The organism is Pseudarthrobacter sp. R1 (assembly GCF_024494415.1).
Taxonomy (GTDB): domain Bacteria; phylum Actinomycetota; class Actinomycetes; order Actinomycetales; family Micrococcaceae; genus Arthrobacter.
The window spans coordinates 234088-257235 of sequence record NZ_JAMKFI010000011.1; the positions used below are offsets into that span (position 1 = coordinate 234088).

Consider the following 23148-nt stretch of genomic DNA (forward strand, 5'->3'; position numbering starts at 1 on the left):
TGACAAACCGTTGGTATGCGTATTTTTCGTTGGCTCTGGAGGGGCCCGCGTCTAACTGACACGCATCCAACTTTCCTTCAGAGCCAACAGGGCAGAGATCATTCTCTGCCCTTCGCCGTTTCTCCGGCGGGTTCTGATCTGGGCCCGCTTCCCATCTGGAACAGGACCCGAACATGAGCACCGCAACAGCCCCCGCAAACTCCACCGCATCCAGCCCCCGCGGTGAAGCCACGGCCAAATCCACATCGAACCTGCGTGTCAGCGAATTCACCGCGCTGCCCACGCCGCAGGAACTCATCGCGGAACTGCCGCTGGACGCCCGGGTGGCGGACGTCGTCGAACGCGGGCGTGACGAAGTCCGCGCCATCATGGACGGTGTGGATGACCGCCTGCTGGTGATCGTGGGACCGTGCTCCATCCACGATCCCAAGGCCGGGCTGGAGTACGCGCGGCGGCTGGTCAGCCAGGCCGAGAAGCACAAGGAAGACCTGCTGATCGTGATGCGCGCCTACTTCGAAAAGCCCCGCACCACAGTGGGCTGGAAGGGCCTGATCAACGATCCGCGGCTGGACGGCAGCCACGACATGGTGACAGGCCTTCGAACGGCACGGCACTTCCTGCAGCAGGTCACCGCGCTCGGGCTCCCCACCGCCACCGAATTCCTGGAGCCCATCAGCCCGCAGTACATGGCGGACCTCATCTCCTGGGGCGCCATCGGGGCCCGCACCACCGAAAGCCAGATCCACCGGCAGCTCGCCTCCGGCCTCTCCATGCCCATCGGCTTCAAGAACGGGACCGACGGCGACCTCCAGGTTGCCATCGACGCCTGCGGTGCTGCCGCGGCGGCCCAGGCCTTCCTTGGCATTGACGGCGACGGCCGGGCCGCGCTCGTGGCCACCGCCGGAAACCCTGACACCCACGTCATCCTCCGCGGCGGACGCAAGGGGCCCAATTACTCTGCTGCCGACGTCGAGGCTGCAACAGCCAAGCTCGCCGGCAAGCAGCTGAACCCGCGCCTCATCGTTGATGCCAGCCACGCCAACAGCGGAAAGAGCCACCACCGCCAGGCAGAAGTGGCGCTGGAGATCGGGGCGCAGCTCGAGGACGGCGGCGCTTCCGCGCAGGCCATTGCCGGCATCATGCTGGAAAGCTTCCTGGTAGGCGGCGCGCAGAACCTCGATGTCGCCGAGCACGCTGCCGGCCGGTCGGAGCTGGTGTACGGGCAGAGCGTGACGGATGCCTGCATGGACTGGGACGTTTCCGTCTCGGTACTGGACCAGCTCGCCGCTTCCGCCCGCAAGCGCAGAAGGTAGGCGCCCCCCTGTGTAGTGGGGGAGCAAATAGGGGGACCGTACTACTTTCACATTGGCCACAGGAACATCTAGAGTATCTAGAAGGTGGTTGGTGGATGGCTCAGCATCGTAACACCGCATTGGCACGTACCTGGGGTCACTGTTGTCCATCCGTCAGCAAAGGAAAATAGGGAAATGTCGGCAGAACAGAACTTCTCCAACGCGAAGTTCCTGACCGTGGCAGAAGTAGCCCAGGTCATGCGCGTCTCCAAAATGACTGTCTACCGGCTGGTGCACTCCGGCGAGATGCCGGCAGTGCGGTTCGGCCGCTCCTACCGGGTACCCGAAGCCGCCGTTGAGCAGTACCTCAAGGGTGCCGTGGTGGACGGCCACACCGAAACCGCCTGATTCCTTTCGTCCCTTCGCCGTGTTTTCGCCGGTCGAAGCCGCACCGGTCAGAAGCGGCTCCGGATAAGCGGTACCCTGTTAAGGAACGTTTTACGTCATTGTAAGAATCTGTCAGTTGTTCAGTTCGTAGCTCTGTCCACGAACACTTTCCATCAGACAGGTACTGCATCTAGTTTGTAAGGAACTTTCGTGGGTTCAGTTATTAAGAAGCGTCGCAAGCGTATGGCCAAGAAGAAGCACCGCAAGCTGCTTCGCAAGACTCGTCACCAGCGCCGCAACAAGAAGTAGAGATACTTCGAACAGCGTAGAAATGCCCGTCGCCTTCCGAGGTGGCGGGCATTTTGTTTTTGCCCGGTGCCTGGTGGGCCCGGCGTCGGTTATGCCCGGGGGCCCCGGATGCGGGCGAAGCCTTTCCAGAGTCCGTAGACCGCGCCGCCGGCGGTGGCTGCCTTGAGGCCGAAGGTGGCGGCGCGGCGGCCGGCCCGGAAGTCGTAGACCGGCCAGTTGTTGTCGCGGGCGTGGCGGCGGAGGCGGGCGTCCGGGTTGATGGCCACCGGATGGCCCACCAGGGTAAGCAGCGGAATGTCGTTAAAGGAGTCGCTGTAGGCCCAGCAACGCTTCAGGTCCAGCTCCTCGGCATCCGCCACTGCCTGGACAGCCACTGCTTTGGCGGAGCCATGCAGGATGTCTCCCACCAGGCGGCCGGTGTACATGCCTTCCGAGATCTCCCCGACAGTCCCCAGCGCTCCCGTGAGTCCCAGCCGGGTGGAGATCACGGTGGCAACTTCTATGGGGGTCGCAGTGACCAGCCACACCCGGCGGCCCACCCGCAGGTGCTGCTCGGCCAAGGCTTTGGCGCCCGGCCAGATCCGTGAGGCGATCATCTCGTCGTAGACCTCTTCACCGAGGGCCTTGACGTCGTCAACCGTGATGCCTGCGGCCAGGGTCAGCGCGGAGTCGCGGACAGCGTGGACGTCGTCCATGTTTTCACCGCGGGCCACGAATTTGAACTGCTTCCAGGCGAACCCGGCAGCCTGGCCCATGGTGAAGGCTCCGCGCTGGTGCATCTTGCGGGCAACATGGAAGAGGCTGGCACCGCGCATGAGGGTGTTGTCCACATCGAAGAAGGCCGCCTCGCCGGGTTGCGGGGCCGCAACCGGCTTGGTGACTACGGCGACGTACTTCTCCTCGGGCATGATGTTGAGTCTAGTCAATCCAGTCAGTGGACACGGTCGGCGTCGCGGGGCACAGTCAACGGGGCTACGGTTAAGTCATGGCAACACCGCACGTCGTCCTGATCACCAAAGCTGACTGCCACCTGTGCGAAGAGGCGCGCGACGCCGTCGGCCGGGTTACTGCCTCCCTGGGCCTTGAGTGGACGGAAGAGCTGGTGGATCACCAGCCGGAACTGCGGGACCGCTATGCCGAGGAGATTCCGGTGGTTTTGGTGGATGGCGTGCAGCGCGACTTCTGGAAGATCGATGAGGTCCGGCTGGAACGGGTGCTTCAGCGGGCCATGGCAGAGTAGGGGAGCAGCACCGGTGACCGCGCTTGCTTTGTGGCCGGCTGCTTTGTTGGCATCGGCCGGAGGGCTCTAGAGTGGAGTCACAACGCGATGCGAGGGAGGGGCTGGTGGCTTCGCTGGATTCAACTCCCCAGGCTGTCCCGGATCTTCCGGGTACCACTGGCACGCCAGCCAAGCAGATTCCGCCCGCAGCGGTGGCCCGGCTGACGCTCTATCTGCGTGCCCTGAACACTCTGCTAGCCGAGGGAGTGGAGCGGGTTTCCTCCGAATCCCTCGCCGAAGCCTCAGGCGTCAGTTCCGCCACACTGCGCAAGGACCTGTCCCATGTGGGCTCCTACGGTACCCGCGGTGTTGGCTACGAAGTGCAGTACTTGAGCCGCCACATCGCTGCAGCACTCGGGCTGACGCACGACTGGAAGGTTGCCATCGTCGGTGCCGGCAACCTCGGCAAGGCCCTGGCGCGGTACGGCGGATTCGAATCCCGCGGGTTCGACGTCGTGGCCATTTTCGACGCCGACCAGATGGTGGTGGGCAACGAGGTGGGGTGGCTGCGCGTCAGCGATGTAGCCGACCTGGAAACAGTGCTGCACCGGACCGGAGCGAACATGGTGGTGCTGGCGCTTCCGGCGGCCGTGGCACAGGAGGTCTGCGACCGCGTGGTGGCCGCGGGCGTCCGCAGCGTCCTGAGCTTCGCCCCCGTGATGCTCCAGGTGCCGGAGGGAGTCAACCTCCGCAAGGTGGACATGGCCACCGAACTGCAGATCCTGGCCTACCACGCACAGCGGGCGCAGGCCCCGGGGCAGACCGCCTAGATTTCTCCGGCGGTTCCGGGACCCACGCCCGCAAGTGTGGGAAGTGCGTAAATCTACCGGCCGTAGGGGTTGCCCATGCCGCCACCGTAAGGGTTGGCGAAGGGCTGCTGCTTCCGGAAGTACGGGGCAGCAGCCGGCAGGTACAGCAGGACGATGGCGGCGATCCCCAGGAGGGTGCCGATGGTTCCAATGCTGGGAGGACCGAAGAGGCCGAAGATGGACAGTGCAGCGAACACGGTACCCAGGATGCGCGCCCAGTTCTTGCCCTTGCGGACAAAGAATGCCACCAGTAGGTAGAGCCCTGCGCCGAGGATGGCGAAAACCACCAGGGTGCCGGCGATGACGCCCTTGATGTCCTCGTACGTGACGCCCGCTCCGCTGCCCTCCATCTGCTGCTCAAAGGTCTGGCGGAATACCGGATCGTCCAGCTGCGTGAGCCCGGTGAGCATGGAGATGACGAAGATGGCGGCCGAGGCGATCAGCAGCCAGAACGAGATGTTGACCAGCTGCGGCACCCCGTTGCTGCCCGTGGGCTGCGGCTGCTCCGAAGGGTACTGCGCGTACGGGGACTGGCCGTAAGGCTGCTGACCGTACGGCTGCTGGCCAAAGCCAGGAGCCTGCGGCGCGTTCTGGCCATACTGTGGAGTGTTTTGCCCGTACTGCGGAGCGCCGGACTGGCCGTACTGCGGCGGGTTCTGCCCGTACTGCGGCGGGTTCTGTCCGTACTGCGGGGCGTTTTCCCCGTAGCGCGGCTGCTGGTTGCCCTGCTCGGGATCGTTGGGCACGGGAGGCGGGACGGGAGGATTACTCATGAGCTGTCCTTTGGCATGTCGGGTTCTGGTAGGCTGCCGGGTTTCGGTCCTGTGCCCTACCCCCAGCATGGCTTAAGTCCACCGTACCCCCGGACCGGCGGCAGATGGGTCATTCCAGGGAGGTATTCCGCCCCCGGTTCGGCGGTTGCCCGGCGATGCCTTGCTAACCCTTGTTCCCCCGCGCCGCAAACCACGCCTGCGAGTTCGGCAGCCAGAGCAGGACCGTTGCCGCGAGGCTGATCAGGAAGCCCGCCCAGTTGCCGCCCTGGCCAACACGCATGGCCAGGTTGACCAAAGCGAGGACCAGGGTGACGCCCGTCAGGACTGTGAGGGCCAGCCGTGCCCACTGCCTGCCCTCTTTCATCTTGAGGGCAAAGACGATCTGGGCAGCTCCGACGGCCGCCGCCAGCAGCATCAGCAACAGAACCAGCGCAGCCGCACCGGGCGCCGCCGCGAAAAGCACCAGTGAGGCCAGCATGCCCAGCAGCCCGCCCAGGAGGCCAAGGATGCCGCCCAGGAACCAAATCCAGAACGAGACCTTGAGCTCGGTGGGAAGTCCCGCCACCGAGAACATGCCGGCAAAACCGTTGCGGGGCCTCGTGCTGTCAAAGTTGCTCATGGCCATCACTGTAGCCCTGCACTGGCGCCGGCACGGCGAGGCTCAGTGCGCAGGGACTGCCCCGGCGCACTGAGCTACGGATTCACTGCGCAGGCCGGACGGCGAACGCCAATTACGACAGAACCCCGGCTCCGACGTGAAAGCCGGTGCCGGGGTTCCGGCGGAAAGGATGGTTACGCTGCGGGGGCGATGAAGGCGAGTTCGAGGTTGATGGCAACCTTGTCGCTCACCAGGACGCCGCCGGTCTCGAGGACAGCGTTCCAGGTCAGGCCGAAGTCCTTGCGGCTGATGGTGGTTTCAGCGGAGACACCGGCGCGGGTGTTGCCGAACGGGTCCACGGCCACACCGTTGAACTCGGTGTCCAGGGTGACCGGGCGGGTGACACCCTTAATGGTCAGGTCGCCCGTCAGTTCGTAGCTGTTGCCCTTGGCCACCAGGCCGTTGGAGACGAAGGACATCTCGGGGAACTTCTCCACGTCGAAGAAGTCCTCGCCCTTGACGTGGCCGTCGCGGTTGGCATCGCCGGAGTCGAAGCTGGCGGTGTTGATGGTGGCGTTGATCCGGGAATCCGCCACGTCCTCGCTCAGTTCCAGGGTTGCTGCCGCTTCCTTGAACTGGCCGCGGACCTTGCTGATGCCTGCGTGGCGAACGGTGAAGCCGATCTCGCTGTGGGAGTTGTCGAGGGTCCAGGTGCCGGTGGTGACGTCTGCGGGAAGTGCCATGATGTTGCTCCTTTGGGGTATTACCTGTTGACGGTGGTGCCGTTGAACCTTCATCGGTTGAAGTCTCAACTAACTGCTGCATCTACTATAAACATGCATATGCATCTTTTGTTCCCGGCTTCGGAACATTTCTTCATAAATTTAAGTTCTACTGGATGTAGAAGATTTCGGATCGAACGCCATCTTTGAGAAACTGGTAAACATGCCCCAAGCCACTGTCCATCTGCTCCGCCACGGCGAGGTCCATAATCCTGACGGCGTTTTGTACGGAAGGCTGCCCGAATTCCACCTCTCCGAGCTGGGACAGGAGATGGCACAAACGCTCGCTGAGCACTTCCGGCAGCGCGCCGAAAACGGGGCCCGTATCACCTACCTGGCCGCCTCCCCACTGGACCGTGCGCAGGAAACCGCGCGGCCGACGTCGGAAGCCCTGCACCTGCAAATCCACACGGAAGAGCGGATCATCGAGGCAGAGAACTACTTCGAGGGCATGAAGGTCAGCAAGGCGGAACTGCGCAGGCCCAAGCACTGGCCGCGGCTGGTCAACCCCCTCCGTCCATCCTGGGGCGAGCCGTACAAGCAGCAGGCGGCAAGGGTTATGGCAGCGGCGCAGGAGGCACGTCTCCGCGCCATCGAGCTGGCCGACGGCGACTTCGGACCAGAGGGGCCCGAAGCGATTATGGTCAGCCACCAGCTTCCCATCTGGGCCACCCGCCTGAGCGCGGAAGGCAGGCCCCTGTGGCACGATCCGCGAAAGCGCGAGTGCACACTCACCTCCATTACGTCGCTGGTGTTCGACGACGACGGCACACTGGTGCGCGTCGCGTACAGCGAACCTGCGGCGTCCCTTCTTCCCGGTGCAGCCAGCACCCCTGGAGCCTGAAAGTGACTGACAGTTTGATCGAAAAGGGCCGGCCCGACATGCCCATCACCTCCCGCCGAAGCGCCCTTGCTGCCGGTGGCCTGGCGCTGGCCGCGATCACCCTTGGCCTTTCGGCCTGCGCCCAGGAGGATGACCTGGCTCGACAAGCGAGGGCAGGGGACAACAAGAACTACATTGCCGGGGATGGTTCAGTTACGGAGTTTGCGGCGAACGACCGCAAGGAGCCTGTGGAGATCAGCGGCGCGCTCTTCAATGGTGGCGCAGTGACGCCTGCCGATTTCGTGGGCAAAGTCACAGTCGTTAATTTCTGGTACGCGGCCTGCGCACCGTGCCGTGTTGAGGCCCCCATCCTCGAAGAACTTCACCAGGAATTCAAGCCCCAGGGCGTCCAGTTCTACGGCGTTAACCTGCGGGACGAAAAAGCTGCGGCCGAAGCCTTTGAGAAGTCCTTCGGCCTGACCTACCCGAGCCTCGATGACAAGGACGGCGGGGTCCTGTTGTCCGTTGCCGGGCTGGTACCGCCCGGCGCCGTCCCTACTACTTTGGTGCTGGACAAGCAGGCCCGGGTCGCCGCCCGTGTTCTAGGCGAGGTCCAGAAGGGCACCCTCAAAGCCCTCATCGCTGCCGCCGTGGCAGAGTAGCGCGGACCCGTGAACAGCCCCTTCGCCGAAGCCATCCTCAACGGCTCGCTCCTCCTCGCCATTCCGGTGGCGCTGCTGGCCGGACTGGTCTCCTTCCTGTCCCCATGCGTCCTGCCGCTGGTTCCCGGCTACCTGGGATACGTCACTGGGTTGTCAGGGGTTGACCTGCAGAAGCAGAAGCGCGGCCGGATGCTGGTGGGAATTGGGCTGTTCGTGCTGGGCTTCTCCGTGATTTTCGTCCTCCTCGGCGGAGCGTTCGGCCAGCTGGGCACCCTGATCACCGGCTCGCAGAATGCCTGGATTACCCAGGTCCTGGGCATCCCGGTCATCATCATGGGCGTGGTGTTTATGGGCGCCTTCAGCTGGTTGCAGCGGGACGCCAAGATCCATGCCAAGCCGCCGCCGGGCCTGTGGGGGGCGCCGCTCCTGGGCCTCACTTTCGGCCTCGGCTGGGCGCCCTGCATCGGGCCCACCTACTCGGCGGTCCAGCTCCTGAGCCTTTCCGGTGGCTCGTCCGCGGCCAAGGGCGCATTCCTGGCCTTCGTGTACAGCCTGGGTCTGGGCATCCCCTTCCTCCTGATCGCCCTGGCACTGCGCCGGGGAATGGGCGTGATGGCTTTCTTCCGCAAGCACCGCCTGGCCATCCAGCGCACCGGCGGCGGCGTCCTGGTGGTCCTCGGGCTGCTGATGGCCAGTGGCGTCTGGGGCGCCTGGGTGACCGGGCTGCAGTACTGGTTCCAAAACGATGTGAAGTTGCCGATCTGATGAGCGAGCGCGTGAACGTAGACAAGAAATCGTCCGATCCGGTCGCTGCAGCCAAGGCGGAAGCTACGCTGCCTGCGCTGGGGCCGATAGGCATGCTCCGTTGGGCCTGGACCCAACTGACCAGCATGCGTACCGCACTGTTCCTGCTGCTGCTCCTCGCCGTCGCGGCGGTCCCGGGCTCGCTGTTCCCGCAGCGCCCGGCCAACCCGTCCGTGGTCACCCAGTACATCAAGGACAACCCGAATTACGGCAAGCTGCTGGACACCCTGCAGCTGTACGATGTCTACTCCTCGGCCTGGTTCTCGGCCATCTACCTGCTGCTGTTCATCTCCCTTATCGGCTGTGTGGTGCCGAGGGCCATCGCCCACTACAAGGCGATGCGCTCCCAGCCTCCGCGCACCCCCAAACGGCTGTCCCGGCTCCCCGAATACGGCACCCTGGTCATTCCGGCCGACGCCGGGATCCCGGCGTCGGAGGCCATCACCGGTGCCGCCGGGGTGCTGAAGAAGCGCGGCTACCGCGTGGAGGTTCGAGACAGCGGGGGCGGGCGTCCCTCTTTGGGTGCTGAGCGGGGGTTCCTCAAGGAGTTGGGAAACCTCCTCTTCCACGTCTCCCTGATCGGGGTGCTGGTGTGCGTCGCCATAGGTGGGCTGTTTGGTTTCCGCGGACAGAAAATTCTGGTCGAGGGTGACACTTTCGTTAACACCTTGGTGGGTTACGATAATTTTTCCCCCGGAACAAACTTCCAGCCCTCCTGGTTGGAGCCGTTCACGATCACGCTGGACAAGTTCGAGGTGCGTTTTGACCGCGAGTCCACGAGGCAGTTCGGCCAGCCCATCGATTTTACAGCGAGGATGACGACCCGTGAGGGCCCGGGAGCCGCACCGGAATCGAAAGTACTTAAGGTCAACGAACCGCTGTACTTTGGTGAAGCCGGCATCTTCCTGGTTGGAAACGGATACGCGCCGGTCATCACAGTTCGGGACGGAAACGGTGACACGGCCTTCAGCGGCCCCGTTGTCTCCATTCCCAATGATGCTGTTTACACCTCCAGCGTCGTCCTCAAGGTTCCCGACGCGCGCCCGCAGCAGCTTGGCTTCGCAGGATTCTTCCTCCCATCGGCAGTGAAGAACGACCAAGGAGTCTCGTATAGCTTCGACCCCGACCCCTTTAATCCGCAACTGAGCCTGAACTCCTATATGGGGGATCTGGGGCTCGACGGCGGTGTGCCGCAGAACGTCTATAACCTGGATGTAAGCAACCTGACCCAACTTAACGGCCGCGAGCTGCCGGCCGGAGGCATCACTCTCTCCCCCGGAGGCACGTATACGCTGCCTGACGGAAAAGGAACGGTCAGCTTCGACGGGCTTAAGCGCTATGTCGGAGTGGATATCAGAACGACGCCGGGGCAGTCCGGAGTGTTGGTCTTTTCCCTCCTTGCGGTGGCCGGGCTCATGCTGTCCCTGTACGTTAACCGTCGTCGGGTGTGGGTACGCACAGGAACCCACGAGGACGGCCGCACCATGGTGGAGTACGGGCTCCTGGCTCGGGGCGAAGACCACCGGCTCGCGGGTGAAGCGGAGGCCGTGCGGAAGCTGCTGTCCGCGGAATGGCAGCTCACCGCAGATGCCGCCGCAGGACATCACGTCTCCGGCCGCAGCAGATCACAGCAAACTCCCAGCAGCCCCCGGGATAATGACCCAGTCCCTGCCACAACTTCAGTGAGCACCCCAGCCGGCCCCTCAGGGCCCGAAAAGGACCAGTAATGCAGTTTGGACTCAACGAAACCATGGGGCAGTACAGCGAGCTCTTTATGCTGCTCGCTGCAGGCACGTACACGGTGGCCTTCATAGCTTTCGCCTGGGACCTGGCCAAGAGCAGCAAGGCCCTGCGCGCCATCGACCTCAAGGCCGCGCAGGCGGAAGACCCGGCCCGGGTGCCGGTGGGTGCCCGGGCGGGAGCCCGCAGCGAGTCCCACCTCCCCGGGCCGGCGGGCAGGGCTGAACGGCCGTCGTCGTCCGCCTCCCCGTCAGCAGGGAACGGGGCCGGGGGAGCCATCACCGCCGACGGCGACATGAAGTACGCTGCCGGAACGCGCGCTCCCGCCCGGGTGGCCGTAGCCCTGACGGTCCTGGGTGCGCTGATCCATGGCGCCGGGGTGCTGACTCGCGCGCTGGGCGCGGGCCGGGTGCCCTGGGGCAACATGTACGAGTTCCTCACTACCGGCGCCTTCGTTGCCGCTGCCGTGTTCCTGCTGGTGCTGATCCGCCGCGACCTGCGCTTCCTCGGCACGTTCGTAGTGGGCCTGGTCATTGTTATGCTGGTGGCCGCTTCCGTGGCGTACTGGACGCCCGTTGGCCACCTGGTTCCGGCCCTGCAGAGTTACTGGCTGATCATCCATGTGTCCATCGCCGTGCTCTCCTCGGCCCTGTTCACGCTGACGTTCGCGATGTCGGCGTTGCAGCTGGTCCAGGCGCGCCGGCTGAAGACCGTTGCCGCCGGCGGTACGGACAGGCTCGGCTTTATGCGCCTGGTGCCGTCAGCGCTGAGCCTGGAGAACCTTTCCTACCGCATCAACGCCATCGCGTTCATCGGATGGACCTTCACCCTGATGTTCGGTGCCATCTGGGCTGAGAAAGCCTGGGGCCGGTTCTGGGGCTGGGACACCAAGGAAGTGTGGACGTTCGTCATCTGGGTTGTCTATGCAGGCTACCTGCACGCCCGCGCAACCCGGGGCTGGACCGGAACGCGGGCCGCGTGGTTGTCGATCGTTGGCTATCTTTGCGTGGTCTTCAACTTCACCATCGTGAACCAGTTCTTTAACGGGCTTCACTCGTATTCGGGCCTCTGAGCAGGGGTTTCTCCCTAATACCCGCGGCACCGCGGGCAAATAACAAATCGGTGTAGCAATGGGGGTGTTCGCGGTCCCGGCCGTGATGCTACCTTGGTGACGTGCGCCCGTGATGAAGCTTGCAGGCGACCACGAGTTTTACCGAGGTACCCATGAGCTACGTTCTCGCCATTGATGTGGGGACCAGTTTCACGGCGGCCGCTGTTGTCCGGTTTCATGACGGAGCCACGCCGGTTCCGGAGTGCCTGCCGCTGGGCCTTCGTGGATCAGCTGTGCCATCTGTGGTGTACTACCCGGAGGAAGGCCCCGTCCTCGTGGGGGAGGCCGCGGAGCGCCGGGGGCTCGATTCCCCTGGGCGCGTAGTTCGTGAGTTCAAGCGGCGGGTGGGCGATGCCGTGCCCATCTCGGTAGGCATGCGGTCCCTCCCGGCCGAGGACGTCTTCGCCACCATGGCCCGCTGGGTGGCAGACCGGGCAACTGAGCGCGAGGCTGAGCCGCCGTCGGAAATCATCCTGACCCATCCCGCCGCATGGGGCACCCACCGGACCTCCCTCATAAAGGATGCCCTTGCCGCAACCGGCCTTGGGAAAGTCACACTGCTGACCGAACCGGAAGCAGCCGCCCTGCACTACGCCTCGCAGGTGCGGGTGGAGGCCGGCAGCACCATCGCCGTCTACGACCTCGGTGGCGGGACCTTCGATACTGCTGTCCTTCGCAAGACTGCCAGCAACCGCTTCGAACTGCTGGGGCGGCCGGAGGGCTTTGAAGACCTGGGCGGCGCCGACTTTGATGCCGCCCTTTTCCGTTTCGTAGCTGAAAACACAGGTGGGGCCCTGGCAGAGCTGGACACTGCCGAGCCTGGAGTGCTCGCCGCGCTGGCCCGGCTGCGGCGGGAGTGCGTGGAAGCCAAGGAAGCGCTCTCCTCCGACAGCGAGGCGAACATCTCCGTGCTCCTGCCGGGCATCCAGCAGCAGGTCCGCCTGGTCCGCCCCGAATTCGAAGCACTGATCGAGGACCACATTCGGGACACGGTGGACGCGCTGGAACAATCGCTGGGGCAGCTGGAGCTGGAGCCCCCGGATCTCACCGCTGTGTTGCTCATCGGCGGATCATCCCGGATCCCCCTCGTTGCACAGCTGATCTCAGAGCAGCTTGACAGGCCCATCGCCGTGGATGCCGACCCCAAATCGTCAATCTGCCTGGGCGCCGCCGTTTCCGCAGTGCTGGGGCAACCAGCCCCCACTGAGGCTTCTGCCACGGTGGATCCCGGTTTAGCCGGCACACGCGGCGAAAGCCCACAAAGTCCTGCCCAGAAAAGTGGGCACATTCCTGTTCGGGTGATCCCCTGGTCACGAAACGACACGACGGCGCCACGTTCCGCCACGGCAGCGGCCCGCGGGCCAGGCTCCAGGGAGAGGGGAGGAGCGCACGCGCCGAAACCGAGGGTGCGGCTCACTGCTATCGCGGCTACCGCTGCCTTATTCACGGTTCTTAGCGCCACCGCTGCCCAAAGCCCGGAAGGCTTCAGCGGCCTGACCTCCGTGTTCGTCCCGCCGGCCGGAGCTTCGGACTCCTTGGAGACACTTCCGCCCACAGGAACCGGTGGCAGTGGGACCGGCCCCGCAGCCGCAGCTGCGGGGGATGCCCGGCTGCCAGTGACAGGCATCGAGGCCAGCACGAAGCAGGGTGGTTCCTCCCAGGCGGCGGCTCTCGGGTTGGAGGCCGGGCCCACCAGCAGGTTGTCGGCTGTTGCGGCTATTGACAATGGTGTTTCCGCGGAAACCTCAGCCGGCGGCGCAGCGCCGGCTGCCGTCGCCGAGGGCAACGGGGCAACGGTAACTGCGCCAGAGGCCGGAGGTACAACGACCACACCCTCGGGCACGGTGACCGCCGGCGAAACGCCGCCCGGCAGCCCGTCCGAAACGCTGCCCGGCAGCCCGCCCGAAACGCTGCCCGGCAGCCCGTCCGAAACGCTGCCCGGCAGCCCGTCCGGAACGCCGTCCGAAAACTCATCCGGCAGCCAGACCGGAACGCCGACCGGCAGCCAGACCGGAACGGCCGGCAGCCAGACCGGAACGGCGTCCGGCAGCCCGACCGGAACGGCGACCGGAACGCCGACCGGCACCTCGACCGGAACGGCAAGTGCGACTTCTACAGACAAAGCAATGACGGCGCCGCCGGTAACGGACGGTTCGCCTTCGCCGACGGTTCAGAATTCGCCCTCGCCAACGGTTGGCGAGTCCCCGTCGCCATTGTTGGAGGGGTTCCCGGACGCCGATCAGTCCTTCACGGCCTCGGCCACTACCACGACGCCGGCGGCCTAAGATGGTCAGCTATCAGTCGCACGTACAAAAGCCCGCTTTTCGTCATCCGGAGCAGGAGCCCCAAGGACCTGCACCCCACAGTGCAGAGCTCATGGCCAGCCAACTCGAGGGCGAGAATGGGGCCGTCCGGGAACTGCTGTTGGCGTTGTCGGTAGGTTTTGCCCTGCCGGGACCGCTGCCCGCCGAGCTGCAGCGCAGGATCGACGGCGACGGGGCGGGCAGCCTTGATGCCCTGATACAACGGGCAGAGTCCTCTGGTCTCCTGACTCCTGACGGAACTGTCGCAGGCCCTGTGCAGCACGAGTTGCTCACTGTCGCCCCCACAACCAAGGTGCACGCCCTTCAGCGGGAGCTCGTGACGGTATACGCGGCGAACGGCCAGCCGTTGGGAGATCTCGCCCGGGAGTTAGCCCGAGCCGGACTTGCCGATACGCGCGTGGCAGCGGAACTGGAGCGTTCCGGCGACAAGGCCCTTGAGCACGATCCCGGATTGGCGTACCAGCTTTACGATGAAGCCCTGCTGGCCGGCAGCGACGAGAAAGCCACCGCGGCGCGGCGTGCCCAGGCCGCCGCAGCCAACGGCGACCTTGACGCCGCCGCCCGCATTGTGGACACCCTCCTGGTACAAAAGGATCCCCCGGACGTGCGCCGTGCCGCCGACGTTGCTGCCGCCGTCTGGGCCCAGAGGGGCATGCTGGGCCGTGGGGCCGACGTCTACCGTTGGCTGGGACCCTCCCGGCTGGGCCCATCCGGACCCCTTGCTGCCGTTGCCCTGATTGGCTCCGGCAACCGGGCCGACGCGGAAGCTTTGTTCCGCGCCGACGCACCACCGGCGTCCCCGACGCTGCTCGCAACCACCCTTGCGCAAACCGGCAAAGGCATCCTCCAATCGCTTGCCGGCGACTCCCATCAGGGCCTTCAGATGCTCATCCATGCCTCGGACATGCTCAACGCAGCGGGTACTGTACTTCCCCTGCCCGAGACGCCGGCTGCGCTGGCAGCCCTCATGGCCCTGCACAACGGGGAGCCGAACCTGGCGGAAACAATTTGCCGGTCAGCAGCTGCCTCTGGTCAGGGGGGCGATGCAGCCAAGCCAAGGCTGTTCCTGCTGAAAGCATGGTCAGCGATGATGCAGGACCGGCTCGACGACGCCCGGCTCTCCATCAATGAGGCATCGAAGGCGAACCACTGGCCGCTGGTGCCGCGGGACGAGTTCCTTTGTTCGGCATTGGAAGTGGGCATTGCCCGCCGTAACGGTGATGTTCCCGGGCTCATCAAAGCCTGGGAACGGGCGCGTGAAGCGACGCTCCACACAGCCGTAGACCTGTACAGCCTTCTCCCGTGGGGCGAGCTGATGATTGCAGCCGCCCGCCTTCGGGAGGGCCGCAGGGTCAGCCCTTACCTTGATGAGGCATGGAACTTGCTGGAGCGCCTCGGAGATCCGCCGCTGTGGGCCGTACCATTCCACTGGTCCGCAGTCCAGGCAGCCCTTCTGAACGAACGGCCCGCCGACCTGGCACCGCATGCCGCGGCTTTGGCCCGCGCCGCAGGGCAAAGCCACCTCGCCGCCGTGTTCGCGGCGGCCGGGAGAGCCTGGGTAACCGTGCTGGCCGAGCGGTTCCATCCTGACGATGTCGAGACGGCGGCACGGGGCCTGGGCGGCGTGGGAATGCGTTGGGAAGGAGCCAGGCTTGCCGGCCACGCGGCAGCCCGGTCCGATGACCGCAAAGACATGGTGCGCCTGCTGTCCTGCGCCCGGGATCTTCACCCGCAGGCCAGTTCGGCTGGCACGGGTGCATCCGTGCCGGCCGAATCCCGCAATGCTCCCCCCGCTGATACGGGTAACGCGATGCACCCGGATGGCGCAGGGCTTAGCGAGCGGGAAAAGGAAGTCGCCAGGCTGGTACTTGACGGCAAGACGTACCGTGAAATTGGCGAAGCCATCTACATCTCCCCCCGGACCGCGGAGCACCACATCGCCCGGATGCGGCGCCGGCTGGGTGCTGAAAACCGCTCGGATCTGCTGGCTAAGCTGCGGGTTGCCTTGGGCCCGGAAAGTCAAGCCCATGACTAGCCCCTAACGCCCCAAAGAGGGTCGGCGCCGGTTCCCCACCAAGGCGGCCACCGGTTAGGGGAACCCCCCGATGCCCCGTCCCCGGCAGCAACAGTACGTTTGATCCAGGCTCGACATCCAGGCCGGAGAATCGGACACCAGAAAAGATTTGAGGACCAGCACATGACAGTCGCAAAGGATGTCGTCCAGTTCCTAATGAACCTCTTCGGCGACCGCCAGGCGGCGCAGGACTTCCTGGATGATCCCGAAGGCGTTCTGGAGACCCACGGCCTGGGGGGTGTCCGCTCCGCGGATGTTGATGCCGCAATGCCAGTCGTCCTGGACTACGCTCCCATCAGCGTCAATGCATCCCGCTTCGACCAGCACTACAACGCCGGCGGCAACGACGCCAGTACGGGCCATGCCGGCGGTGGCTGGACCCCGCCTCCCGGTGCCGGCGGGCACGACGACCACGGACACGCGGTCGAGCAGCTTCAGCACGTAGTAGCCAATTACGCCTACCCTTCGGCAGGAGATGACCGCAGCGCCGTCCTGGACCAGTCCGTGAGCCAAAACATCTGGGCGGATGGCGACGTTGAGCAATGGTTCGACAGCGGATCGCTTGCCTTCGACGGCCCTGCCCCCGGTGTTGGAGGCGACATGGGCTTCGCCGATGCCAGGATCGACAACCTGTTCGACTTTGACGTTGCCACTGATGCCCCTGTGGAGAATGCGGGCCCCCCCACCAACCCATCCATCGCCATCAGCGATTCCTTTAGCGAGGACACGGCCGCATACTTCGATAACGAGCCCAACTTCACCCACGAAGACCCGGTCCTGGGTGATGTCGACGACGCCGCTGACGCTGAGGAGGCGGAGGACCACTTGGAGTTTGATTCCTAGGAACCCGTCAAGGTGCTATAACCGATCTGAGGCATAACGCAAAGGACAGGCTGTGGCAGAAACTGGACCGGCAAACCCATCAACACCGGTGACGGGTGGGCAGCTGATCCAACTTGTGGAGCACGGCCTTCAACTCGTCGGCACTGGAGACCGGGAGGATCTGCGGAAACGCCTGGACCTGACCTTGGGGAGGCTCAAGGATCCCAGCATCCGGGTCATCGTGGTGGGCGAGTTTAAGCAGGGCAAGAGCAAGCTCATCAATGCCTTGGTCGGCGCACCGGCCTGCCCTGTCGATGACGACATTGCTACCTCCGTGCCCACCGTTGTTCGCTACGGGGATCCGGCGTCGGCCGCGGTCCTAACCCCCAAAGCAGACGCGGACCCTGGCGACAACGGCAACGCCGAACGCCAGCCAATCCCCATCGCCGAGCTCCCGGCCTATGTTTCCGAAAAGGGAAACCCCGGGAACAGCAGGAAACTCCTGGCTGCCGAAATATGCCTGCCCCGCAAGATCCTGGCCGGTGGGCTTAGTGTCATCGATTCACCCGGTGTGGGGGGCATGGGGTCCGCCCACACCCTGGCCACCCTCACGGCGCTGCCCACGGCTGATGCGTTGCTCCTGGTTTCTGACGCCTCGCAGGAGTACACCGAACCGGAGCTGCGCTTCCTCCGCCAGGCCATGCGGATCACCCCCAACGTTGTGGGGGTCCTGACCAAAACCGACCTTTACCCGGACTGGCGGCGGGTGGAAGAGACAGACCGGTTCCACCTCGGCACGGTCGCCCCCGATATTCCGCTGTTTCCCGTGTCCTCCGACCTCCGCCTCGAAGCAGCACGCCTGCAGGACAGTGAACTGAACGTTGAATCGGGCTTTCCTGAATTGATTGCCTACCTTCGCAACGGGATCGTGGGGCAGGCGCAGCGCCTCCAGCGCCGCTCGGTCAGCCAGGACCTGCTGGGTGTCACTGTAAACCTGCGCCTTTCCCTGCAATCTGAGCTTGCAGCACTCGAGAACCCTGAAGGCACGCCCCAGATGATAGCGGAGCTGGAGCTGGCAAAGGCAGAGGCGGATGACCTGAGGAAACGCTCTGCACGCTGGCAAATCACGCTCAACGACGGCGTCAGCGACCTTATCGCGGACATGGAGTACGATCTCCGAAACCGCCTTCGCCAGGTCCAACGGGAAGCCGAAACCGCCATTGAGCAGGAGGACCCGGGACCCGTCTGGGCCGATTTTTCACAGTGGCTGGAGGAATGTGTTGCCGCCGCCATTTCTGACACCTTCGTCTTGACCAGCGAGCGGGCGGAATGGCTGGCTGCCCAGGTGGCTGAGCACTTCGCGGCAGAGGAAGCGCGGTTGCCGGTGATGCACGCTTCCAATTCGGCAGACCTGCTAATTCCCATGGATGCGATGCCGGGGATGGATTCAGGACACGTGAATCCGGTGCAAAAGGTGCTGATCGGCATGCGCGGGTCCTACGGCGGGGTGCTTATGTTCGGGCTCCTGACCGGGATCTTCGGTATGGCACTGATCAACCCGCTCTCTTTGGGCGCCGGCCTACTGCTGGGACGCAAGGCCTACCGCGAAGACAAGGAAGCGCGGCTCAAACGCCGTCAGGTTGAAGCGAAGGCCCTGGTCAGGCGGCAGCTCGACGACGTTACCTTCCAGGTTGGCAAGCAACTGAAGGACCGGCTGCGTCTGGTGCAGCGCACCATCCGCGACCACTTCACCGAGATAGCGGACGAGCATCACCGCTCCCTCGCCGATTCTGTGTCGGCGGCACAGAAGGCCGCCAACACCTACGCCTTGGAAAAGGACGCCCGCATCAGGGCTATCAAGGCCGAGCTCAAGAAGGTGGATGCCCTCTACCGCGCCGCGGAGGCAGTTGCTGCAGAAGTATCGGACGCCGCCAACAGGACTCCTGAGGGCGCACAATGAATCGCTCAACTATTGCCGGAGCCGTGGACCTGGTTCAGGAGGCGTTGAAAGTCTACGGCGATGATCCCGCAAGCGCCGCCGTTCTCGAAGGATTTGCCCGCAGGCTCGCGGAGCCGCTGCGCATTGCGATTGCCGGCATGGTGAAAGCCGGCAAGTCCACCCTGCTCAACGCGATTATCGGCGAGGAGATAGCGCCCACAGACACGGGCGAGTGTACCCGGATCATCACCTGGTATCGGCACGGGCACACTCCCCGGATCACCTTGTATCCCCTGGACGGCAAGCCCCGGACTTTGCCGCTCAAACGCGTGGACGGCCGGCTTGTGTTCGTGCTGGGGGAGGTGCAGGCCAGGGATGTGGAACGGCTGGACGTGGAATGGCCGTCGCCGGCGCTGCGGAACATGACCCTGATCGATACCCCCGGCATCGCTTCGCTGTCTGAAGATGTGTCTGCCCGATCCACCACCTTCCTGGCCCCTGGGGATTCGCAGTCGGAAGCGGACGCGATCATTTACCTGATGCGCCACATGCACGCCGCGGACCTACGGTTCCTCGAATCCTTCCGGGACACGGAAGCGGGACGCTCGGGCACGGTCAATGCAATCGCGGTCCTCGCGAGGGCCGATGAAGTGGGTGGCGGCCGCATCGATTCGCTGCTTTCCGCAGGAGAAATTGCGGACAGGTACCGTCATGACCATAACCTGCGGAAGCTCGCTCTGGGAGTGGTGCCGGTGGCAGGCCTCCTCGCCCAGAGCGCCCGGACGATGCGGCAGCAGGACTTCGCAGCACTTCAACTGCTGGCGGGACTGGACCGTGCCGACCGCGAAAAGATGCTGCTCTCGGCTGACAGGTTCCTTCGGTCCACCAGGCCGGAAGGGCTGAGCGCGGAGTCCAGGGCCTCCCTGCTGGGGAGATACGGGCTGTTCGGCATCCGGCTGGCTGTCGTCCTGATCCCGAATGGATTCAACGAACCTACCCCGCTGGCGCACGAGCTCGCGAGGCGCAGCGGCCTGGATCCGTTGCTGGACCTGTTGGACCGCCAGTTCCAGGCGCGTGCCGAGGCGTTGAAGGCACGGACGGCCCTGGTGGGGGTGGAATCCCTGCTGCGCGCTTCCCCCCGCCCTGGGACCGGGCACCTGGCCGCAGAACTGGAGCGGCTTCAGGCCAACGCGCATGAGTTCAGGGAACTGAGGCTGCTCGCTACACTGCGGACCACGGGCGTGCCGCTCAGCCCCGAACTGGCTGCGGAGGCCGAGGGCCTGGTCGGCGGCTGGGGCGCAGCGTCATACGCGCGGCTGGGGCTGGATGCAGACACAACGCCGGGCGAGCTCGCTGATGCGGCCCGCCGCCATCTGGTTCGATGGCGTGCCGTGGCCGAGAACCCGCTGACGGACCGTTCAGCCCTTGATGCCTGCCGGGTAGTCGTTCGCAGTTGCGAGGGTGTGCTGGCGGAATCGTCGGCCCGCCAACGCCAGCCAGCCTAACAACCCGCCTGACAACGGCGGAGCCCGCCAACTGCTCGTCAGCGAAGCGCCCTACTTCAGGCCGTCGTTATCGTGTTCGTCGGTCTCGTGCTTGTCCTTGCCGCTGCCCTTGCCGTCGTCCTTCGCCTTGGCATCCATGTCATCCTTGAGCTTCTTGAGGCGCTCTGCTTCTGCCTGGTTGCGGCGGCGGGCTTCGAGGTTGCGGAGGAAGTCCGGGTCATCGTCAGGCGCGGTGGGATGCCGCTGGCTCTGCTGCCGGGGGGAGCTGCCACGGGGCCGGCCGATCAGGAGCCAGAGAATGGCACCGACCACTGGCAGGACGATCATGACCACGATCCAGGCTGGCTTGGAGATCCCTCGGGTGAGGCGTCCATCAGTGCGGATCACATCCACGAGGCCATACACGAAGATGACGAGGACTGCGACGGCCAAAGCCACACGGAGGAGCATGCCATTAAGTCTATCGTCAGGAGGCGCAGGGGCCCTGGGCGGAAGGCGGCTAAACTTGAATAGTGGCCCTTTTGAAATATTCCCTGATCCGCCTGGCTCTATTCGCGCCCCTGTTTGTGGTTTTTATGCTCCTTCAGCTGGGCGTGCTGATGTCCGTGATCTGTGCAGCACTGATCGCTTTCGCCGTGAGCTACCTCTTCTTCCAAAAGCAGCGGGACGAGGCCGCCGCGGTGATCCACCAGCGTTTCTCGGGCAAGGCCAAGCCAATCCGCTCAGCCAATGAAGTCCGGGACGCCCACGCGGAGGATACCCTCCTGGACGCCAACCCGGACATCGCCATCAGCAATGACGCGAAGGACCCCAAGCGCAGCAGTTCGTAGCGCAAGCCCCCGGCGGCAAAAAGCCCAGCAGCCCCGGCAGTCCTAAAAGCCGTGGCTCAGCACCAAACCCAGTGAAAACAGCAGGCTGTAACCGAGGTTGATCAGGCCGGTCTGCTTCAGGACCGGGATCAGGCTCTTGCGCTTACGGCCGTTGATCATCAGCCACGCCGGCATGAGGCAGGCCGGAATCAGCAGCAGGACGATCAGCATCCACGGCCGCCCGGGGGCCAGGATCACCACCAGCATGATGGCTACGGCGAGCATCAGCACGTAGCTCTCCCGCGCGTGCTTGTCGCCGAGCCGCACCGCGAGGGTCTTCTTGCCGGCCTGCATGTCGGTGGGGATATCGCGGACGTTGTTGGCCATCAGGAGCGCGGTGGCGATCAGCCCCGTGCCGATCGCGCCGATAATGGCCGGCAGGTTGATCTGCCCGGCCTGCGTGTAGGTAGTGCCCAGTGTGGCCACCAGCCCGAAGAACACAAACACAAAAACGTCGCCCAGGCCCATGTAGCCGTACGGGTTCTTGCCTCCGGTGTAGCCCCAGGCCGCCATCACGCAGCCGAGCCCCACCAGGATCAGCCACCAGCTCTGCGTGATTACCACCAGGATCAGCCCGAAAACCATGGCGGCGGCAAACGCACCAAAGGCGGCACGCTTCACGTGCTCGGGGCTGGCAGCGCCCGAGCCCACCAGGCGGAGCGGGCCCACGCGGTCGTCGTCCGTGCCGCGGATACCGTCGGAATAGTCGTTCGCGAAGTTCACGCCCACCTGGAGCAGGAGGGCTACCAGCGCCGCGAGGATGGCGTTGAAGAGCAGGAACGAATCCATCTCATAGGCGGCGGCGGAGCCGATCAGCACCGGCGCAATCGCGGCCGGCAGTGTTCGGAGTCGGGCGCCTTGGATCCATTGTGCGGCTGTGGCCACGGTCAGTACCTCGCGTTGTTTGGGGAAGGCGGCAGGATGGGGGCCCGCCGGGGTGGTGCAGGTCTACTTTACTTTCCCTGGTGGAGGGCGTTGAGTTCGGCGGCCATGGCCAGGCGATCCGGCTTGCCGTTTGGCAGCATCAGCAGGGAGGACGCCGCAAGGACTGTTTTCGGGGCAAGGATGCCCAGCGTCCGGTGCCACTCCTGTTCAAGGACGACGGCGTGGTCCCCGGTCCCTCCGGTGCCGGCTGGCTCCCCGGTCCCTCCGGTGCCGGCTGGCTGCGGGGACGCTGCGGTCCCTTCAGGCGGGGTGGCCAACGCCACATAAGCTGCCACGGCCTGGCCCCATTCCGCGGACGGGACACCGGCCACAAAAGCGGCGGCGACGGCGTCGGACTTTTCCAGTTCCTCCTGCACGTGCGCGGCCGAAACCTTGATCCCGCCGGTGATGATCACGTCGTCGGCGCGGCCCAGGACGGTGAGCCGGCCTTCGTCGTCAATGCTGCCGAGGTCGCTGGTGCGGTACCAGCGCACGCCGTCCTCCTCAAAGAAGGTGCTCCCGGCTTCATCCGGTGCTTCCAGGTAGCCCGCGGCGATCGTGTCGCCGCCCAGCAGGATGCGGCCGTCCTCTTCAATGCGCACGGACACCCCTTCCAGCGGGAAGCCGTCATAGACGCAGCCGCCGCAGGACTCGGCCGAACCGTAGGTGGTGATGACCCGGACGCCGGCATCCCTCGCGGCTGCCAGCAGCGAGGCTGGGGCGGGCGCGCCGCCCAGCAGCACGGCGTTGAAGCGCCGCAGGACCGCGAGGGTCTCCGGGGACGGCGCGTCAAGCAACCGTTGCAGCTGGGTGGGGACCAGCGAGGTGAAGCGGATCTTGTCGGTCAGCTCCTGCGCCGCGGCCGTAAAGGCAACGGGCGTAAACCCGCCGGACATGTCCATCACCCAGGGGCGCGTGCCCGCGAACAGCGAACGTACCAGGACCTGGATTCCGGCCACGTACTGGACGGGTAGTGCCAGCAGCCACTGGCCCTCGCCCTTGAGGGCCAGGGCCGTAGCCATCGAGGAAGCGGCCAGGGATTCCACCGTCAGGACCGTGGCCTTGGGGGCGCCGGTGGAACCGGAGGTGCGCACCACGGCAACGGCGTCGTCGCAGCCGGGCGTTTCCAGGTGGCCCACTACCAGGGCACCGTCTTCACCGACGGAAAGTTCGACGGCGGGGCCCTCGCCGTGAAGGGCGGCTGCCAGCGCCTTCAGCGCCGGGTCGATGTCCAGCACGCCGCTTCCGGGTGTGCCTGCTCCGAGGGATCCGGTGTTCAGGGTTTCGCTACCTTGGGGTTCGGTGTTCATCGAGCGTCCTGC

23 protein-coding genes are annotated in these 23148 nt (G+C 65.0%); 16 read left to right on the forward strand and 7 right to left on the reverse strand.

Features of this window, described 5'->3' with window-relative positions; genetic code table 11:
• The first annotated feature begins 173 nt into the window (after positions 1-173).
• The 3 genes from M8J71_RS22045 (at position 174) to M8J71_RS22055 (ending at position 1988) form a co-directional block, all read left to right on the forward strand.
• The gene (locus M8J71_RS22045) at positions 174-1313 is read left to right on the forward strand and encodes a 3-deoxy-7-phosphoheptulonate synthase (RefSeq protein WP_256249990.1); all 1140 of its coding nucleotides are present in this window, start codon (positions 174-176) and stop codon (positions 1311-1313) included.
• Between the two features lie 174 nt (positions 1314-1487).
• Positions 1488-1700, forward strand: coding sequence for a helix-turn-helix domain-containing protein (locus M8J71_RS22050; protein WP_163166742.1), 213 nt, complete (start codon positions 1488-1490; stop codon positions 1698-1700).
• A gap of 189 nt (positions 1701-1889) precedes the next feature.
• Positions 1890-1988 (forward strand): 30S ribosomal protein bS22, encoded by a 99-nt coding sequence (locus tag M8J71_RS22055; protein WP_003792170.1) that lies wholly within the window; start codon positions 1890-1892, stop codon positions 1986-1988.
• 89 nt (positions 1989-2077) lie between these two features.
• On the opposite strand, the gene M8J71_RS22060 is transcribed toward M8J71_RS22055, so the two are convergent.
• Positions 2078-2896, reverse strand: coding sequence for an HAD family hydrolase (locus M8J71_RS22060; protein WP_256249993.1), 819 nt, complete (start codon positions 2894-2896; stop codon positions 2078-2080).
• A 77-nt stretch (positions 2897-2973) separates the two neighbouring features.
• Between M8J71_RS22060 and M8J71_RS22065 the strand changes: the two genes are divergently transcribed.
• Positions 2974-3228, forward strand: coding sequence for a glutaredoxin family protein (locus M8J71_RS22065; RefSeq protein WP_256249995.1), 255 nt, complete (start codon positions 2974-2976; stop codon positions 3226-3228).
• 104 nt (positions 3229-3332) lie between these two features.
• Complete coding sequence (locus tag M8J71_RS22070) at positions 3333-4037, forward strand: redox-sensing transcriptional repressor Rex (RefSeq protein ID WP_256249996.1); 705 nt, start codon at positions 3333-3335, stop codon at positions 4035-4037.
• Positions 4038-4090: 53 nt separating this feature from the next.
• Here M8J71_RS22070 and M8J71_RS22075 read toward each other — a convergent pair whose 3' ends face one another.
• The 3 genes from M8J71_RS22075 to M8J71_RS22085 all read right to left on the reverse strand — a co-directional run bounded on the left by M8J71_RS22075 (position 4091) and on the right by M8J71_RS22085 (position 6190).
• Positions 4091-4849 (reverse strand): Yip1 family protein, encoded by a 759-nt coding sequence (locus M8J71_RS22075; protein WP_256249997.1) that lies wholly within the window; start codon positions 4847-4849, stop codon positions 4091-4093.
• Positions 4850-5012: 163 nt separating this feature from the next.
• Positions 5013-5468, reverse strand: a complete 456-nt coding sequence (locus M8J71_RS22080; protein WP_256249998.1) for a hypothetical protein — start codon at positions 5466-5468, stop codon at positions 5013-5015.
• A gap of 173 nt (positions 5469-5641) precedes the next feature.
• The gene (locus tag M8J71_RS22085; RefSeq protein ID WP_256249999.1) at positions 5642-6190 is read right to left on the reverse strand and encodes a YceI family protein; all 549 of its coding nucleotides are present in this window, start codon (positions 6188-6190) and stop codon (positions 5642-5644) included.
• Positions 6191-6392: 202 nt separating this feature from the next.
• Between M8J71_RS22085 and M8J71_RS22090 the strand changes: the two genes are divergently transcribed.
• The 10 genes from M8J71_RS22090 (at position 6393) to M8J71_RS22135 (ending at position 20033) form a co-directional block, all read left to right on the forward strand.
• A complete protein-coding gene (locus tag M8J71_RS22090; protein WP_256250000.1) occupies positions 6393-7073 on the forward strand; it encodes a histidine phosphatase family protein in 681 nt (226 codons plus the stop codon).
• 38 nt (positions 7074-7111) lie between these two features.
• Positions 7112-7714, forward strand: a complete 603-nt coding sequence (locus M8J71_RS22095) for a TlpA family protein disulfide reductase (RefSeq protein ID WP_256250103.1) — start codon at positions 7112-7114, stop codon at positions 7712-7714.
• 9 nt (positions 7715-7723) lie between these two features.
• The gene (locus tag M8J71_RS22100) at positions 7724-8479 is read left to right on the forward strand and encodes a cytochrome c biogenesis CcdA family protein (protein ID WP_256250001.1); all 756 of its coding nucleotides are present in this window, start codon (positions 7724-7726) and stop codon (positions 8477-8479) included.
• The gene (gene resB / locus M8J71_RS22105; protein WP_256250002.1) at positions 8479-10245 is read left to right on the forward strand and encodes a cytochrome c biogenesis protein ResB; all 1767 of its coding nucleotides are present in this window, start codon (positions 8479-8481) and stop codon (positions 10243-10245) included. Before M8J71_RS22100 ends, resB begins: the two co-directional genes overlap by 1 nt.
• Positions 10245-11330 (forward strand): c-type cytochrome biogenesis protein CcsB, encoded by a 1086-nt coding sequence (ccsB, locus tag M8J71_RS22110; RefSeq protein ID WP_256250003.1) that lies wholly within the window; start codon positions 10245-10247, stop codon positions 11328-11330. The genes resB and ccsB overlap by 1 nt, the downstream gene beginning before the upstream one ends.
• A 152-nt stretch (positions 11331-11482) precedes the next feature.
• The gene (locus M8J71_RS22115) at positions 11483-13654 is read left to right on the forward strand and encodes an Hsp70 family protein (protein ID WP_256250004.1); all 2172 of its coding nucleotides are present in this window, start codon (positions 11483-11485) and stop codon (positions 13652-13654) included.
• 1 nt (position 13655) lies between these two features.
• Positions 13656-15728, forward strand: coding sequence for a helix-turn-helix transcriptional regulator (locus tag M8J71_RS22120; protein WP_374114884.1), 2073 nt, complete (start codon positions 13656-13658; stop codon positions 15726-15728).
• A gap of 162 nt (positions 15729-15890) precedes the next feature.
• Positions 15891-16610 (forward strand): IniB N-terminal domain-containing protein, encoded by a 720-nt coding sequence (locus M8J71_RS22125; RefSeq protein ID WP_256250006.1) that lies wholly within the window; start codon positions 15891-15893, stop codon positions 16608-16610.
• Positions 16611-16662: 52 nt separating this feature from the next.
• A complete protein-coding gene (locus M8J71_RS22130; RefSeq protein ID WP_256250008.1) occupies positions 16663-18549 on the forward strand; it encodes a dynamin family protein in 1887 nt (628 codons plus the stop codon).
• Positions 18546-20033 carry a dynamin family protein gene (locus tag M8J71_RS22135; protein WP_256250010.1) on the forward strand — a complete coding sequence of 496 codons (1488 nt, stop codon included), beginning with the start codon at positions 18546-18548 and terminating at the stop codon, positions 20031-20033. Before M8J71_RS22130 ends, M8J71_RS22135 begins: the two co-directional genes overlap by 4 nt.
• 51 nt (positions 20034-20084) lie before the next feature.
• Here the strand turns inward: M8J71_RS22135 and M8J71_RS22140 are convergent, their stop codons facing one another.
• Positions 20085-20483: a PLD nuclease N-terminal domain-containing protein gene (locus M8J71_RS22140; protein ID WP_256250011.1), complete on the reverse strand. Its 399-nt coding sequence runs from the start codon at positions 20481-20483 to the stop codon at positions 20085-20087.
• Between the two features lie 62 nt (positions 20484-20545).
• Here M8J71_RS22140 and M8J71_RS22145 point away from each other — a divergent pair, with 62 nt between their 5' ends.
• The gene (locus M8J71_RS22145) at positions 20546-20863 is read left to right on the forward strand and encodes a DUF4229 domain-containing protein (protein ID WP_256250012.1); all 318 of its coding nucleotides are present in this window, start codon (positions 20546-20548) and stop codon (positions 20861-20863) included.
• Positions 20864-20905: 42 nt separating this feature from the next.
• Here M8J71_RS22145 and M8J71_RS22150 read toward each other — a convergent pair whose 3' ends face one another.
• Positions 20906-21787: a 1,4-dihydroxy-2-naphthoate polyprenyltransferase gene (locus M8J71_RS22150; RefSeq protein WP_163166710.1), complete on the reverse strand. Its 882-nt coding sequence runs from the start codon at positions 21785-21787 to the stop codon at positions 20906-20908.
• A gap of 68 nt (positions 21788-21855) precedes the next feature.
• Positions 21856-23061 carry an AMP-binding protein gene (locus tag M8J71_RS22155; protein WP_256250105.1) on the reverse strand — a complete coding sequence of 402 codons (1206 nt, stop codon included), beginning with the start codon at positions 23059-23061 and terminating at the stop codon, positions 21856-21858.
• Positions 23062-23148: the final 87 nt, after the last annotated feature.